The 13992-nt window shown below is 71.6% G+C and carries 12 protein-coding genes, 1 pseudogene and 1 riboswitch; of the genes and pseudogenes, 7 read left to right on the top strand and 6 right to left on the bottom strand.

Annotated features, from left to right (window positions below):
* Positions 1 to 16: 16 nt before the first annotated feature.
* On the top strand, positions 17 to 1573 hold the full coding sequence (locus ACJX2R_RS07635) for a DNA polymerase IV (RefSeq protein ID WP_413099399.1): 1557 nt from the start codon (positions 17 to 19) through the stop codon (positions 1571 to 1573).
* On the opposite strand, the gene ACJX2R_RS07630 is transcribed toward ACJX2R_RS07635, so the two are convergent.
* On the bottom strand, positions 1549 to 1866 hold the full coding sequence (locus ACJX2R_RS07630; RefSeq protein WP_020873604.1) for a PRC-barrel domain-containing protein: 318 nt from the start codon (positions 1864 to 1866) through the stop codon (positions 1549 to 1551). The two genes, ACJX2R_RS07635 and ACJX2R_RS07630, sit on opposite strands and share 25 nt — an antisense overlap.
* A gap of 146 nt (positions 1867 to 2012) precedes the next feature.
* Positions 2013 to 2110: riboswitch (glycine riboswitch) on the top strand.
* Positions 2111 to 2301: 191 nt separating this feature from the next.
* On the opposite strand from ACJX2R_RS07630, the gene gcvP reads away from it, so the two are divergent.
* Complete coding sequence (gene gcvP / locus ACJX2R_RS07625) at positions 2302 to 5217, top strand: aminomethyl-transferring glycine dehydrogenase (RefSeq protein ID WP_413099398.1); 2916 nt, start codon at positions 2302 to 2304, stop codon at positions 5215 to 5217.
* A 92-nt stretch (positions 5218 to 5309) separates the two neighbouring features.
* Here the strand turns inward: gcvP and ACJX2R_RS07620 are convergent, their stop codons facing one another.
* Together ACJX2R_RS07620 and ACJX2R_RS07615 are read right to left on the bottom strand one after the other, a co-directional pair.
* Positions 5310 to 5516 carry a DUF5999 family protein gene (locus ACJX2R_RS07620; RefSeq protein WP_037964925.1) on the bottom strand — a complete coding sequence of 69 codons (207 nt, stop codon included), beginning with the start codon at positions 5514 to 5516 and terminating at the stop codon, positions 5310 to 5312.
* Positions 5517 to 5779: 263 nt separating this feature from the next.
* Positions 5780 to 6367 carry a hypothetical protein gene (locus tag ACJX2R_RS07615; RefSeq protein WP_413099397.1) on the bottom strand — a complete coding sequence of 196 codons (588 nt, stop codon included), beginning with the start codon at positions 6365 to 6367 and terminating at the stop codon, positions 5780 to 5782.
* A gap of 447 nt (positions 6368 to 6814) precedes the next feature.
* Here ACJX2R_RS07615 and ACJX2R_RS07610 point away from each other — a divergent pair, with 447 nt between their 5' ends.
* Together ACJX2R_RS07610 and ACJX2R_RS07605 are read left to right on the top strand one after the other, a co-directional pair.
* Positions 6815 to 8317: a glutamate--cysteine ligase gene (locus tag ACJX2R_RS07610; protein WP_413099396.1), complete on the top strand. Its 1503-nt coding sequence runs from the start codon at positions 6815 to 6817 to the stop codon at positions 8315 to 8317.
* A 76-nt stretch (positions 8318 to 8393) separates the two neighbouring features.
* Positions 8394 to 9206: a CPBP family intramembrane glutamic endopeptidase gene (locus ACJX2R_RS07605; protein WP_262700370.1), complete on the top strand. Its 813-nt coding sequence runs from the start codon at positions 8394 to 8396 to the stop codon at positions 9204 to 9206.
* A 28-nt stretch (positions 9207 to 9234) separates the two neighbouring features.
* Here ACJX2R_RS07605 and ACJX2R_RS07600 read toward each other — a convergent pair whose 3' ends face one another.
* Positions 9235 to 10059: a PhzF family phenazine biosynthesis protein gene (locus ACJX2R_RS07600; RefSeq protein ID WP_413099395.1), complete on the bottom strand. Its 825-nt coding sequence runs from the start codon at positions 10057 to 10059 to the stop codon at positions 9235 to 9237.
* Positions 10060 to 10283: 224 nt separating this feature from the next.
* On the opposite strand from ACJX2R_RS07600, the gene ACJX2R_RS07595 reads away from it, so the two are divergent.
* Positions 10284 to 10955 carry a PadR family transcriptional regulator gene (locus ACJX2R_RS07595; protein ID WP_413099394.1) on the top strand — a complete coding sequence of 224 codons (672 nt, stop codon included), beginning with the start codon at positions 10284 to 10286 and terminating at the stop codon, positions 10953 to 10955.
* A 5-nt stretch (positions 10956 to 10960) separates the two neighbouring features.
* Here ACJX2R_RS07595 and ACJX2R_RS07590 read toward each other — a convergent pair whose 3' ends face one another.
* The gene (locus tag ACJX2R_RS07590) at positions 10961 to 11389 is read right to left on the bottom strand and encodes an SRPBCC family protein (protein ID WP_413099393.1); all 429 of its coding nucleotides are present in this window, start codon (positions 11387 to 11389) and stop codon (positions 10961 to 10963) included.
* A 236-nt stretch (positions 11390 to 11625) separates the two neighbouring features.
* On the opposite strand from ACJX2R_RS07590, the gene ACJX2R_RS07585 reads away from it, so the two are divergent.
* On the top strand, positions 11626 to 12135 hold the full coding sequence (locus ACJX2R_RS07585) for a Clp protease N-terminal domain-containing protein (protein ID WP_413099392.1): 510 nt from the start codon (positions 11626 to 11628) through the stop codon (positions 12133 to 12135).
* A 49-nt stretch (positions 12136 to 12184) separates the two neighbouring features.
* Positions 12185 to 13175: pseudogene (locus ACJX2R_RS07580) on the top strand (EamA family transporter).
* Positions 13176 to 13258: 83 nt separating this feature from the next.
* Here the strand turns inward: ACJX2R_RS07580 and ACJX2R_RS07575 are convergent.
* Positions 13259 to 13960 (bottom strand): pyridoxamine 5'-phosphate oxidase family protein, encoded by a 702-nt coding sequence (locus ACJX2R_RS07575; protein WP_413099391.1) that lies wholly within the window; start codon positions 13958 to 13960, stop codon positions 13259 to 13261.
* Between the last annotated feature and the right edge of the window lie 32 nt (positions 13961 to 13992).

Here is a 13992-nt window from a genome sequence, read left to right as displayed (position 1 = left end):
CGGCAGCATCGGAGGTGTGAGGGGTGCGCCGACGATTCTCCATCTGGACATGGATGCCTTCTACGCCTCGGCGGAGCAGGCGGCCAAGCCCAGCCTGCGCGGAAAGCCGGTGATCGTAGGGGGTCTGGGGCCGCGTGGCGTGGTGGCCACGGCCTCCTATGAGGCCCGGGTGTTCGGGGTGCACTCCGCCATGGCGATGGCCCAGGCCCGCCGCCTGTGTCCGAACGCGGCGTTCCTCATCCCCCGCTTCGCCCTCTACCGCAAGGTGAGCGACGCGGTCATGGCACTGCTGCACACGCTGTCACCCCTGGTGGAGCCGCTGAGCCTGGACGAGGCGTTCGTCGATCTGGAGGCGGGTGGCACCGAGCCCACCGTGGAGGCGGCGCGCGCGGTGGCGGAGCGGCTGCGGGCCGACATCAAGGCGGTCACCGGGCTGACCGGATCGGTGGGGCTCGCCGGATCCAAGATGCTCGCCAAGATCGGTTCGGAGCAGGCCAAGCCGGACGGTCTGGTGGTCATCGAGCCCGGGACGGAGCGCGATCTGCTCGGACCGATGTCGGTGCGGACGCTCCCGGGCGTCGGCCCCGCCACGGCGGAGACGCTGCGCCGGGCCGGGATCCACACCGTGGCCGAGACGCGGGAGGCGGGCGAGGCGGAGCTGGTGCGGCAGCTGGGGCGGGCCCACGGCGCGTCGCTGTTCCTGATGGCCGAGGGCCGGGACGAGCGGCCCGTCGTCGCCGAGCGGGACGCCAAGTCCATCTCGGTCGAGGACACCTTCGACGTCGACCTCACCGACCGCACCCGGGTGCAGCTGGAGATCGCGCGGCTCGCCGACCGCTGTGTGGGGCGGCTGCGCGAGGCGGGCCGCTCGGGGCGGACGGTCGTGATCAAGGTGCGGCGGTACGACTTCTCCACGCTCACCCGTTCGGAGACCCTGCGCGGGCCGACCGACGACCCGGCGGTGGTGCGCGAGGCCGCGGCACGGCTGATCGACGGGGTGGACACCACGGCGGGTGTGCGGCTGCTGGGGGTCGGAGTCAGCGGTCTGGCGGACTACACGCAGGAGGATCTCTTCGCGCAGGCCGCGCAGGCCGCGCAGGCCGCCCAAGTCGCCCAAGCGGCTCAGACCGCTGAGGCCGCTGAGACCGCTCAGGCCGCTCAGGCCGCTCATGAGGCCGTGGGGGACGCCGGGCGCCCGCCGGGGCCCGAGAGACCGGAGTCCCTGGGGGAGGGCGCGGGAGAGGCTTCTGGGGACGCTGAGAAGCCGCGGCGCTGGCTACCGGGCTCGGATGTGCGGCACGCCGCGTACGGGGCGGGCTGGGTGCAGGGAAGCGGGGTGGGCCGGGTGACCGTGCGCTTCGAGGAGCCTTGGTCGCCACCGGGCAGGGTACGGACGTTCCCCGTGGACGACCCGGCGCTACAGCCCGCCGACCCGCTGCCGCTGCTGCGCCCGGACGCGGACGCGGAAGCGGACCCGGAGGAGGCAGAGGGCCGGGACGGGCAGGCCCCCGGGCCCGGTGGTGGGCCCGGCCCAGGACCGGGCCCGGGTCAGCCCGTGACGTCCAGGCCGTAGTGGTGGTAGAGCTGAAGCTCCTGCTCGGGGGAGAGGTGGCGGCCCACCCCGAAGTCCGGGGCGTCCTTGATCAGGGACCGGTCGTACGGCACCCGCAGGGTGTCGCCGACGACCTCGCTCGGTTCGAGCGGCACGAAGACGTCCCGGCTGAACAGCCCGGTGCGTACCGCCGCCCATTCGGGCTCGCCGGTCGCGTCGTCGAGGTAGACCTCGTCCACGGTGCCGATCTTGGCGCCCTCGCGGTCGAATGCCTTGCGGCCGATCAGGGTCCGCGGGTCGATATCGGTCTGCACGCTCTCTCCCACAGGTGGCAAACAGATGACAAGCAAGTGGCAAGTGCCCATTGCTACCTACAAAAAGCCACATCGCCGCACTCGGCCACTCGAGCGCCCGCGACCGTCCCCCGCGGCAGAACCGCTGGTACGCTGACTGTGGCTGCTGACCCCGTGCGGGAGAGTCCTCCGCCGACGCTGTCGGAGGCGCCGAAGGAGCAAACCCTCCCCGGAATCTCTCAGGCACACGTACCGTGCGGGTGAGGTCACTCTGGAAAGCAGGGTGGGCCACGGGCGAGCAGAGCTCCGGAACCCCTCCTCACCGACGGTGAAAACCGGTCAGGCGGTATGTGGGCCGGTGAAGCTCTCAGGTTGAGATGACAGAGGGGGAGGCCGTCCGGGCACCCGAGCCGCGGTGCCCCTCGTAGGTCGTCACAGACCAGGAGGCCCCCGCAGATGACCGCCAATCGCATCGCACTCTCCGACTTGGAATCCGGTACTCCGTTCGAGCGGCGTCACATCGGCCCGGATGGCGAGGCGCAGGCCAAGATGCTCGCCCAGGTCGGCTTCGGCTCGCTGGACGAGCTCACCGAGGCCGCCGTACCGGACGTCATCAAGAGCACCGAGGCGCTGGACGCCCTGCCGCCGGCCCGCAGCGAGCCGGAGGTCCTCGCCGAGCTGCGCGCGCTCGCCGACCGCAACCAGGTGCTGCCGTCGATGATCGGCCTCGGCTACTACGGCACCCACACCCCGCCGGTGATCCTGCGCAATGTGCTGGAGAACCCCGCCTGGTACACGGCGTACACGCCCTACCAGCCGGAGATCTCCCAGGGCCGGCTCGAGGCGCTGCTGAACTTCCAGACCGTCGTCGCCGATCTGACCGGGCTGCCCACGGCCGGTTCCTCGCTGCTGGACGAGGCCACCGCGGCCGCCGAGGCGATGGCGCTGTCGCGGCGCGTCGGCAAGGTCAAGGAGGGCGTCTTCCTGATCGACGCCGACTGTCTGCCGCAGACCATCGCGGTCATACGGACCCGCGCCGAGCCGACCGGGGTCGAGGTCGTCGTCGCCGACCTGGCCGAGGGCATCCCGGACGAGATCGCCGAGCGCGGGGTCTTCGGCGTGCTGTTGCAGTACCCGGGCGCCTCCGGTGTGGTGCGCGATCCGCGCCCGGTCATCGAGCGGGCCCATGAGCTCGGCGCCGTCGTCACCGTCGCCGCCGACCTCCTCGCGCTCACCCTGCTCACCTCGCCCGGCGAACTGGGCGCGGACATCGCGGTGGGCAGCAGCCAGCGGTTCGGCGTCCCGATGGGCTTCGGCGGACCGCACGCCGGTTTCATGGCGGTGCGCGACGCCTACGCCCGCAACCTCCCCGGCCGTCTGGTCGGGGTCTCGGTGGACGCCGACGGCGACAAGGCGTACCGGCTGGCGTTGCAGACCCGTGAGCAGCACATCCGCCGGGAGAAGGCCACCAGCAACATCTGCACCGCACAGGTGCTGCTGGCCGTGATGGCCGGGATGTACGCCGTCTACCACGGCCCGGACGGGCTCGCGGCGATCGCCCGCCGCACCCACCGCTACGCCTCCGTGCTCGCCGAGGGGCTGCGGTCCGGTGGTGTCGAGGTGGTGCACGGCGCGTTCTTCGACACCCTCACCGCGCGGGTGCCGGGCCGGGCCGCGGAGGTCGTGGCCGCGGCCCGCGAGGCCGGGGTCAACCTCCGGCTGACCGACGCCGACCACGTCGGCATCGCCTGCGACGAGACCACCGGCCGCGCGCAGCTCGCCGCCGTGTGGTCCGCCTTCGGGGTGGACGGCGGCAACGGCGACGCCTCCGGCATCCCCGGGGTCGAGGAGCTGGACGCCTCGGCGCCGGACGCGCTGCCCGCGGCCCTGCTGCGCCAGGACGGCTATCTGACCCATCCGGTCTTCCGCCAGCACCGCTCCGAGACCGCGATGCTGCGCTATCTGCGGCGCCTGGCCGACCGGGACTACGCCCTGGACCGGGGCATGATCCCGCTCGGCTCCTGCACCATGAAGCTCAACGCGACCACCGAGATGGAGCCGGTCACCTGGCCGGAGTTCGGCGCGCTGCACCCCTTCGCACCGGCCGAGCAGGCCCAGGGCTATCTGACCCTGATCCGTGAGCTGGAGGAGCGGCTGGCCGAGGTCACCGGCTATGACAAGGTCTCGCTACAGCCGAACGCCGGGTCCCAGGGGGAGCTCGCCGGGCTGCTGGCGGTGCGCGCCTACCACCGGGCCAACGGGGACACCCGGCGCACCGTCTGCCTGATCCCGTCCTCCGCGCACGGCACCAACGCCGCCAGCGCCGTGATGGCCGGTATGAAGGTCGTCGTGGTCAAGACCGGCCAGGACGGCGAGGTGGACACCGACGACCTGCGCGCCAAGATCGAGCAGTACGGCGACCAGCTGGCCGTGCTGATGGTCACCTACCCCTCCACCCACGGGGTGTTCGAGGCGCACATCACCGAGATCTGCGCGACCGTGCACGACGCGGGCGGCCAGGTCTACGTGGACGGCGCCAACCTCAACGCGCTGGTCGGGCTCGCCGAGCCGGGCCGGTTCGGTGGCGATGTCTCGCATCTGAACCTGCACAAGACCTTCTGCATCCCGCACGGCGGCGGCGGCCCCGGCGTCGGCCCGGTCGCGGTGCGCGAGCATCTGGCGCCCTACCTCCCCAACCACCCGCTTCAGCCCGCCGCCGGTCCGGCCACCGGCGTCGGCCCGGTCTCGGCCGCGCCGTGGGGCTCCGCGGGGATCCTGCCGATCTCGTGGGCGTACATCCGGCTGATGGGCGCCGAGGGGCTGCGCCGCGCGACCCAGGTCGCGGTGCTCGGCGCCAACTACGTCGCCAAGCGCCTCGAGCCGCACTACCCGGTGCTCTACACCGGCCCCGGCGGCCTGGTGGCGCATGAGTGCATCGTGGATCTGCGTCCGCTGACGAAGGCCACCGGCGTGACCGTGGACGACGTGGCCAAGCGCCTGATCGACTACGGCTTCCACGCGCCGACGATGTCGTTCCCGGTGGCCGGGACGCTGATGATCGAGCCGACCGAGAGCGAGGATCTGGCGGAGCTGGACCGGTTCTGCCAGGCGATGATCGCCATCCGGGCCGAGATCGAGAGGGTCGGCTCCGGCGAGTGGGCCAAGGAGGACAATCCGCTGCGGAACGCCCCGCATACGGCGGCGTCGCTGACCGCGGAGTGGGACCACCCGTACTCCCGGGAGGAGGCGGTCTTCCCCGCCGGGGTCTCGGCGGCCGACAAGTACTGGCCGCCGGTGCGGCGGATCGACGGGGCCTACGGGGACCGTAACCTCGTCTGCTCCTGCCCGCCGCTGGAGTCCTACGAGGGCTGAGGGGTCTTAAAGCCCCGCGATGCGTCAGTGGGGCCGGTTCGGCGGATGCGCCGGGCCGGCCCCTGATATGTACGTGTCGTCGACGGCGGAGGTCAGGCCGCGGTGACGACGTGCTCGGAACCCAGCGGTCGGCACGGTGCGATCACGCGCCCGTCCGGCAGCAGCTCACCGGTGTCCTCGAAGAGCAGGACGCCGTTGCACAGCAGGCTCCATCCCTGCTCCGGGTGGTGCGCCACGAGATGGGCGGCCTCCCGGTCGGCTGAGTCGGCTGACGGGCAGGGTGGTTGATGCTGGCACATGACAGGGTTCTTTCGCTGCGGAGTGGTGAAGGTCCTGCGGCTCGCTGCGGCGTTCATGGCCGCCCCCCGTGGTTGAGTCGGTCGATTGCTCCAGTGTTGCCCCGCGGCCTGGAATCCGCAGGGATTTCGCGGTACCGGTCTCGCTAGATAATGACGCATCACCCGTCCGGAGGGTTCATCGCGGCCGGACTGTTACGAGGATGCTGCGGAGCGCCCCGTGACCCGGCGGTCACGGGGCGCTCCCGATCTGATGAAGGCCCAGGTCAGGCGGGTGAGCCAAGCAAGGGGGCCCGGGTCAGCCGGTGGGTGAGGACGGGCAGCAGATCGGTTGCGCGGTGCGCCCGGTGCGCCGCGATTCCGGGCGGGGCCGGGGCGAGCGGCACCAGCAGGTCCCCGGCGCCGAGGCCGCCTTCGGCGCCGTCCGCGGTCAGGTCGCCGTGCAGCCAGAGCGTGACCATGTAGAGCTCCGGGATGGACAGCAGCCGCGGCTGGTACGCCGAGGACAGCGACTCGGCCTGGCTCAGGGCGAGTTCGGCCGAGCTGACGTAGGGGCCCTCGGAGAAGTGCGAGAAGGCCCAGCCGTCGGCGGTGAGCATCGCCTCGGCGGCGGCCACCGTACGGTCGCCGTCGCGGATCAGGAATCGCCAGCCGGTGAGCCGGGTGCGCGGTGGGCCGTCGGGGGCGGTGATGTCGTCCAGGACATGGACGGGGAGCGGGAGTTCGGGTTCGAAGGGGCCGGTGAGCGTGGAGAGCACGGGGGTGCGGGCCTCGCGGACGGCGGTGGGGGAATCAAGGGCCGTGAGGACGCTGCGCAGGGCGGGCGCGGGGGCCTGGGGCACATGCAGCGGCATGGTGGGTCGCCTCTCGCTTTGAAGACACGGTGAAGCGATAGCGGGCCGGGTTTGGGCGGCGCTGTCGGTGGAACACGGGTCAGAGGGGAGCCGGAACAGACCGTTCGGGCGTTATCTCTCTGCCTCGTTAGCCGAGTTTATACGACAAGTGTTCCCGTTGTGTTTCGTCTAGCCGCTGCCGATATCGCCGACAAGAGGATATCCAGACCCCGGGGCGGCGGGGATTTTCCCCGATTCAGTGCCAGATGAACGGATATGACCTGGCATTTTGGGTCCCGCGCGGTAGGCTGGAACTCGCTGGTTCATTTCCCCAGCGCAATGCGCAGTTCCACAGAGCCTACCGGCTGGGTGGGGATCGCGGGGCGTTATCGATCACATTGGTGGGCATCATCGAGCGTGGTGTGCACACGCCCGGCGCCGATGATCCACTCGAGGAGGGACGCTTCGATGGGGGAGAAGCTCATAGCCGGTGAGTTCGACCCGTCCGGCCGGCGACGGCAGCGCGTCCGGTTGCGGCAGTGCCTCGACGGGCTGGGCCGGCTCCTGGCCGACAAGCGATTCGACCGCCCGAGGAATCTGATGGGGCTGGAGATCGAGCTGAATCTCGCAGGGGCCGACGGGCTGCCGAGGATGATGAACGCGGAGGTTCTGGAGCGCATCGGGAGTCATGATTTCCAGACCGAACTCGGGCAGTGCAATCTTGAAGTAAACATCGTGCCCCACCGTTTGCACGGACGCGTTCTCGATCAGCTCTCCGAAGAGCTCCGAACCGGTTTGTCATATGCCGATCGCAAGGCGAGGGAAGTGTCTTCCGAGATCGTGATGATCGGAATTCTGCCAACTCTCGAAGCGGACGATCTGGGATCCACGAACCTCTCCTATGACGACCGTTACAAACTTCTCAATGAGCAGATGCTGGCCGCCCGCGGTGAGGATTTCCTCATCGACATCGAGGGCCGGGAGCGTTTCACCTGCGCCAGCTCCTCCATCGCGCCCGAGGCGGCCTGCACCTCCGTCCAGCTCCATCTCCAGGTCACCCCTGGCCGCTTCGCGGCCGCGTGGAACGCCGCGCAGGCGGCGGCCGCCGCGCAGATCGCGGTGGGCGCCAACTCCCCCTTCGTCTTCGGCCACGAGGCGTGGCGCGAGTCCCGGCCGCCGCTGTTCCTCCAGGCCACCGATGTGCGCCCACCGGAGATCGCCGCCCAGGGGGCGCGCCCGCGCACCTGGTTCGGCGAGCGCTGGATCGACTCCGCGTATGAGCTGTTCGAGGAGAACCTGCGCTACTTCCCGCCGCTGCTCTCCACCGGCGAGGACGAGGACCCGCTGCGGGCGCTGGACGAGGGCGGGGTGCCCGAGCTCCAGGAACTGGCGCTGCACAACGGCACGATCTACCGCTGGAACCGGCCTGTCTACGACGTCGTGGACGGTGTGCCGCATCTGCGCGTGGAGAACCGCGTGCTCCCGGCCGGGCCCACCGTCACCGATGTCATCGCCAACGCCGCCTTCTACTACGGGCTGGTCAGGGCGCTCGCCGAGGAGTCCCGCCCGGTGTGGACCCGGCTGCCGTTCGCGGCCGCCGCGGCCAACTTCGAGGCGGCCTGCCGGCATGGCATCGACGCGGTCCTCCAGTGGCCCAAATCCGGCCGCTCGGCGTCCCTGACCCGCACCTCCGCCGTACGGCTGGTCCGCGAGGAACTGCTCCCGCTCGCCGCGTCCGGCCTCGACTCCTGGGGCGTGGAACCCGCCGACCGCGACCGCTACCTCGGCGTGATCGAGGAGCGCTGCAAGCTGGGGGTCAACGGCGCGTCCTGGCAGGCGGCCACCTACCACCGGGCGCTGGGCGGCGGACTGGACCGGGAAGCCGCCCTCGCGGCCATGACCCGCCGCTACTGCGCGCTGATGCGGACCGACGCGCCGGTGCACACCTGGCCCACCGATCTCTCCGGGTGACGCCCCCACCGTGGACCACGACCCCGTATTGTCCGGTGAGCGGGGCGGGTGCACCGATGAGGCGTTGGAGACGGAAGTGGGGACAGGAGTGCGGTCACAGGCGCGGGGCGCGGAGCCGCCCGTGGTCGAGGACGGGCTCTCGCGGCGGACGCTGCGCGATGAGACGCTGCTCGTACTGGCGCTGTCCCTGGGCGCGAGCGGGCTGTCCGCGCTGATCAGCTTTATCGGCTCGGTGACCAAACCGGGCGGGCTCAAGGACCAGGCGGCCAATCTCAACTCCTCCGCGGCGCCGGGACGGCCCTGGCTGGATCTCGCCTGGCAGCTGTTCGGCATCACCACCGCGCTGGTGCCGGTCGCGCTCGTGGCCCATCTGCTGCTGCGTGAGGGCGCCGGGCTGCGGGTGATCGGCTTCGACCGCGACCGGCCCCGGTTCGACCTGGGGTGGGGCGCCGCGATCGCGGCCGCGATCGGCGGCACCGGGCTGCTGCTGTACCTCGGGGCGCGGGCGGCGGGGGGCAACCTCACGGTGGTGCCCGAGTCACTGCCCGACGTCTGGTGGAAGATCCCCGTACTGATCGCCTCCGCCGTGCAGAACGCGGTGCTGGAGGAGGTGGTCGTGGTCGGCTATCTGCTGCGCAGGCTCGGGCAGTTGGGCTGGACCCCGATGGCCGCCCTGCTGGCCAGCTCGGCGCTACGCGGTTCGTACCACCTCTACCAGGGGATCGGCGGCTTCTTCGGCAATATGGCGATGGGCGTGGTCTTCGTGCTGCTCTACCGCCGCTGGGGGCGGGTCGGGCCGCTGGTCGCGGCCCATGCGCTGATCGACATCGTGGCCTTCGTCGGATACGCCGCGCTGGCGGGCCGGGTGGACTGGCTGCCCACGGCCTGACCCGCCGTCCGGCGTGGTGTGACGGGCCTCAGGTCAGCAGCTCGCCGTCGATGACGGTGATGGCGCCGCCCGTCAGCAGCGTACGGTCGCCGCGCAGCGCGGTGCGGACCAGGCCGGTGCGCGCGGACGCCTGGAGCCCGGTCAGCTCGTCGCGGCCGAACCGGGCCGACCAGTAGGGCGCGAGCGCGGTATGTGCGCTGCCGGTGACCGGGTCCTCGTCGATGCCGACGCCCGGGGCGAACATCCGCGAGACGAAGTCGTAGCCGCGCCCCGGGTCCTCGGCGGCCGCCGTCACGATGATGCCCCGGTGGCTGATCCGCTTGAGCGCGGCGAGGTCGGGGGCCAGGGCACGCACGGTCTTCTCGTCGGCCACCTCGATCAGGAGGTCGTCGATGAACGGGCCGGCGTGATGGGCGGCCACGATCTGGGCGCCGAGCGCCGCGCCGACCTCGGCGGTCTCCTCGGGGACTCGCAGCTCGCCGAGTGAGGCCGTGGGGAAGTCCAGTGTGATCGAGCCGCCGTCGTCGGCCGTCGCCGACAGCACCCCGCTGAGGGTGGCGAAGCGGACCGTACCGGTCGCGGCACCCGTGGCCTTGAGGACATGGGTGGTGGCGAGCGTGGCATGGCCGCACATGGGCGCCTCGGTGACCGGGGTGAACCAGCGCAGCGCCCAGTCGGCCTCCGCGGCCCGGGGGAGGGGGTGGGCGAAGGCGGTCTCGGCGAGGTTGACCTCGGCGGCGACCTGCTGGAGCCAGTGGTCGTCCGGGAAGGCGTCGGTGTCGAGGAGGACGACCCCGGCCGGGTTTCCGGCGAAGGGGCGGTCGGTGAACGCGTCGACGATTCGTATCCGCATAAGCCGACGGTAGGCGGCGGGCGGCGGGTGAGCCATGGCCAATCGCCTGGATGTGGCTCCTTTTGGGGGCGGACAGAGCCGCTTTTGAGGGAGCCGCAGTCTGGAAATCGGCTCTCAGGATGCCTCGGGGCCTCGGTGCGGTGAGAGAAGGGGGTTGGCATCCGATCGGTTCCGATATATCGTTGAAGTGTCGTGATGGATCGACGATAGAGAGGAGCGTCACGATGCGTTCTCAGGGACATGGACATGGACGTGAGCACTGCGGACCCGGCCACCGTGGCTGGGGTGAAGGTGAGGGGCGTGAGGGGCGGCGCGCGGCGTTCGGCCCGTTCGGCCCCGGTTTCGATGGTCCGCCCTTCGGCGGCCCCCCGTTCGGCGGCCGTGGCCGCGGCGGACCGGGTGGCCGGGGGGTGCGCGGTCGGGCGCGGCGCGGCGATGTGCGCGCCTCGATCCTGGCCCTGCTGAAGGACCGCCCGATGCACGGCTACGAGATGATCCAGGAGATCACCGAGCGCAGCGGCGGGGCCTGGCGGCCCAGCCCCGGCTCGGTGTACCCCACCCTTCAGCTGCTCGAGGACGAGGGGCTGATCGGCAGCGAGAGCGAGGGCGGCAAGAAGCTGTTCGCGCTCACCGACGCCGGGCGCGCCGAGGCCGAGGCGGTGCCCGCCGCCCCGTGGGAGGAGGCCGGGCGCGGTATCGACTGGGAGGCCATGCAGGAGGTCCGCCAGGCGGGCTTCGGGCTGATGGAGGCGTTCGCCCAGGTCTGGCGGACCGGCAGCGCGGCGCAGCGGCAGAAGGCCGTCTCCGTCATCAATGAGTCGCGCAAGCGGCTGTATCTCATCCTCGCCGAACAGGAGGAGGCGAACGGCGGCGCCGAGCGCGGCGGCGAGAGCTGACGAATTCAGACGACCAGCGCGCTCAGCTTGCGCAGCGATTCATTGAGCGCGGTGGACGCCGAGTCCTTCAGCTTCCCGGCCATCAACGAGACCGCCGCCCCCGTGAACTCCCCGTCGACGCGCACCGCCGTGGCATCGCCGTCCGGGGTCAGCGAGTACCGCATGGCGAGGTTCACGCCCATCGGGCCCTTGCCCCGGGTGGTCAGCAGCCGGGCCGGTTCGCACTCCTCGACGGTCCAGGTCACCTCGGCCGGAAAGCCCATCAGCTTCATGTTCTCCTGATAGGTGGCCCCCACCTCCAGTGTGGCCGGGCCGCCCTGGGGAAAGCTGGTGTGGGTGGCGTTCCAGTCGCCGTACGTGGAGAAGTCCGTCAGCCGGGCCCAGACCTTCTCGGCCGGTGCCTCGATGTGTGTCTGCGCGCTGACCTCGGCCATGGGGGAGTCCCTTCGGCGCGTTGCTGCGGGGTGTGGTGCGACGGTGCCGGGCAACGTAGCCCCGGGCCGCGGAACATTCAATACTGACGGGTCATCAGTTCCTGTCCATCAGGGTCGCTCTCCGCCCCTCTCCTCCCCGAGGAGGAGAACCGGTCATCCACGCACAACCACGGTGGGATGCGCGCATGCTTCCCGGCGAGGATGCTCCGGCCCGAAGGGACTGATGGGGTGAGAGTGTGCGAAGTCCTACCCTTTCCGCCGGCCCGGACGACACCGGATGCGAGGACCGGGTGAGCGACGTGGTGGCCGCCGTGATCGCGGGAGCCCGTCGGCGCGCCGTACGCGACGGCGACGCGCAGATCGACACCGCCCATCTGCTGCACGGCCTCCTGGAGTCCGACCCGGACGTACGGGACGCGTTCCCCGGCGGCTCGCCCCAGGTGATCCGGCTGCTGGGGTATCTGGTGCAGCGCGCCATCGGCTACGGGCTCCGGTGGAGCGGTGGTGTCGAGGACTCGGGGGCGGCGCGGTCGGCGGGGAGCGGGATGGCCGGATGGTCGCCCGCCGCGGCGGCCGCCCTCGATGCGGCGGTCCGCCGCGCCGCCTCCCGTGGCGCGACGCGGGCCGCCGGCCTCGATCTGCTCGCCGCGTTCGTCCGTGACCGGGAGTGTCGTGCCATGGAGGTGCTGCGGCGCGCGGGTGTCGCCGTGGCGCCACTGGTCACCGCCTTGGAGGGGGGAAGCTGACAGTAGTCACAGGGGTGACGGTGCTGACGTGAGCTGACATGATGGCCCGGTGCGCGTATCCGGAGATCACTCACGGCAAAGGAATGCCGGTCTGGGGCTCGCCCTGCTGTCGGCGTTCACGTTCGGCGGATCGGGTGTCGCCGCCAAACCGCTGATCGAGGCGGGGCTCGCGCCGCTCGAGGTCACCTGGCTGCGGGTGACCGGCGCGGCCCTGGTGCTGCTGCCCCTGGCCTGGCGCCATCGCGGGCTGCTGACCCGCCGCCCCGGACTGCTGGTGGGCTTCGGTCTGCTGGCCGTCGCGGGGGTGCAGGCGTGTTATTTCGCGGCGCTCTCCCGGATCCCCGTCGGCGTGGCGCTGCTCATCGAATACTTGGCGCCCGCGCTGGTGCTGGGGTGGGGTGCGGTTCGTCCAGCGCCGGCCGGTGAGCCGGGCCGCGGCGGTCGGGGTCGTCCTGGCCGTCGGCGGCCTCACGTGTGTGGTGGAGGTCTGGTCCGGGCTGAGCTTCAACGCCCTCGGAGTCCTGCTCGCCTTCGGCGCGGCGTTCTGTCAGGTGGGCTACTTCGTCCTCTCCGACCACGGCAGTGACGGACAGGACCCGGCGGATCCGCTCGGTGTCATCGCCCATGGGCTGCTGATCGGGGCCGTCGCGCTGACCATGGTCAGCCGCCCCTGGGGCATGGACTGGACGGTCCTCGCCGGGCGCGCCGACCTGGCGGGTGCCGGTGTCCCCGCGTCGGCGCTGCTCGGCTGGATCGTGCTGGTGGCGACGGTGCTCGCGTATCTCACCGGAGTGGTGTCGGTGCGCCGGCTCTCACCGCAGGTGGCCGGGGTGGTCGCCTGTCTGGAGGCGGTCATCGCGACCGTTCTGGCATGGGTGCTGCTGGATGAGCACCTGGGCGTGGCGCAGGTCGTCGGCGGTGCGGTGGTGCTGACGGGCGCCCTGATCGCTCAGACCTCCACTCCGAAGGCCGCCGCGGCCGAGCCGGTGGCGGCCTCGGCGCCGGTGGAGGGGGAGCGGGAGTACACGGCGGGGGGTTGACCGGCCCCACCGGGGTGACCGGCCCCGCCGCCCGGCGTGCGAGGACATGAGCGAAGCGCGCGGAGGGCGGCGGGGCGGGCCGGTCAGAGCCGGGTGAGGTAGCCGGGCACCGGCGTGTCGGGCGCGAGGTCGTCGGCGGGGACCGGCGCGCCGTAGGCGCGGGCCACCGGCACCACGCCGGTCCAGTGGGGGAGCCCCAGGTCCTCCTCGTCGTCGTTGGGCCCGCCGGTGCGGACCTTGGCGGAGACCTCTTCGAGGTCCAGGCGGAGCACCGCGGTGGCGGCCAGTTCCTTGGCGTTGGCGGGCCGGGAGTCGGCGGCGCGGCCCGGCACCACATGGTCCACCAGGGCGTCCAGGGCCGCGGTGCGCTCGGCCGGATCGGTCACCGGGCGGGCGGTGCCGTGCACCACCACCGAGCGGTAGTTGATGGAGTGATGGAACGCCGAGCGGGCCAGGACCAGCCCGTCGACATGGGTCACGGTGAGACACACCGGCAGCCCCGGCTCCCCGGCACCCGGCGCGCCCGCCATGCGCAGCGGCCGTGCCCCCGTCGAGCCATGGACGTACAGCCGCTCCCCGACCCGGCCGTAGAGGGTCGGCAGGACGACGGGGGCGCCATCGCGTATGAAGCCCAGATGGCAGACGTAGCCCTCGTCGAGGATCGCGTGCACCACCTCCCGGTCGTACGAGGCGCGCTCGCGGGAGCGGGTGGGCACGGTGCGGTCGGTCGTCGGATAGGCGTTGTCGGGCGCGTTGGTCGCGGCGGTGGCGTCCGGGGCGGGCATTTGCGTCCTCCATTGCACTAGTGCAAAATAGC

The sequence above is a fragment of the Streptomyces sp. Inha503 genome (assembly GCF_047215865.1).
GTDB classification, from domain to species: domain Bacteria; phylum Actinomycetota; class Actinomycetes; order Streptomycetales; family Streptomycetaceae; genus Streptomyces; species Streptomyces lycopersici.
This window is presented reverse-complemented; position numbering and strand designations above follow the sequence as displayed.

Coding starts and splice junctions, on each gene's coding strand:
- ACJX2R_RS07600 (WP_413099395.1), bottom strand. CDS start 10,059: ATGCGGATACGAATCGTCGACGCGTTCACCGACCGCCCCTTCGCCGGA.
- ACJX2R_RS07610 (WP_413099396.1), top strand. CDS start 6,815: ATGGGGGAGAAGCTCATAGCCGGTGAGTTCGACCCGTCCGGCCGGCGA.
- ACJX2R_RS07590 (WP_413099393.1), bottom strand. CDS start 11,389: ATGGCCGAGGTCAGCGCGCAGACACACATCGAGGCACCGGCCGAGAAG.
- ACJX2R_RS07615 (WP_413099397.1), bottom strand. CDS start 6,367: ATGCCGCTGCATGTGCCCCAGGCCCCCGCGCCCGCCCTGCGCAGCGTC.
- ACJX2R_RS07595 (WP_413099394.1), top strand. CDS start 10,284: ATGCGTTCTCAGGGACATGGACATGGACGTGAGCACTGCGGACCCGGC.
- ACJX2R_RS07575 (WP_413099391.1), bottom strand. CDS start 13,960: ATGCCCGCCCCGGACGCCACCGCCGCGACCAACGCGCCCGACAACGCC.
- gcvP (WP_413099398.1), top strand. CDS start 2,302: ATGACCGCCAATCGCATCGCACTCTCCGACTTGGAATCCGGTACTCCG.
- ACJX2R_RS07620 (WP_037964925.1), bottom strand. CDS start 5,516: ATGTGCCAGCATCAACCACCCTGCCCGTCAGCCGACTCAGCCGACCGG.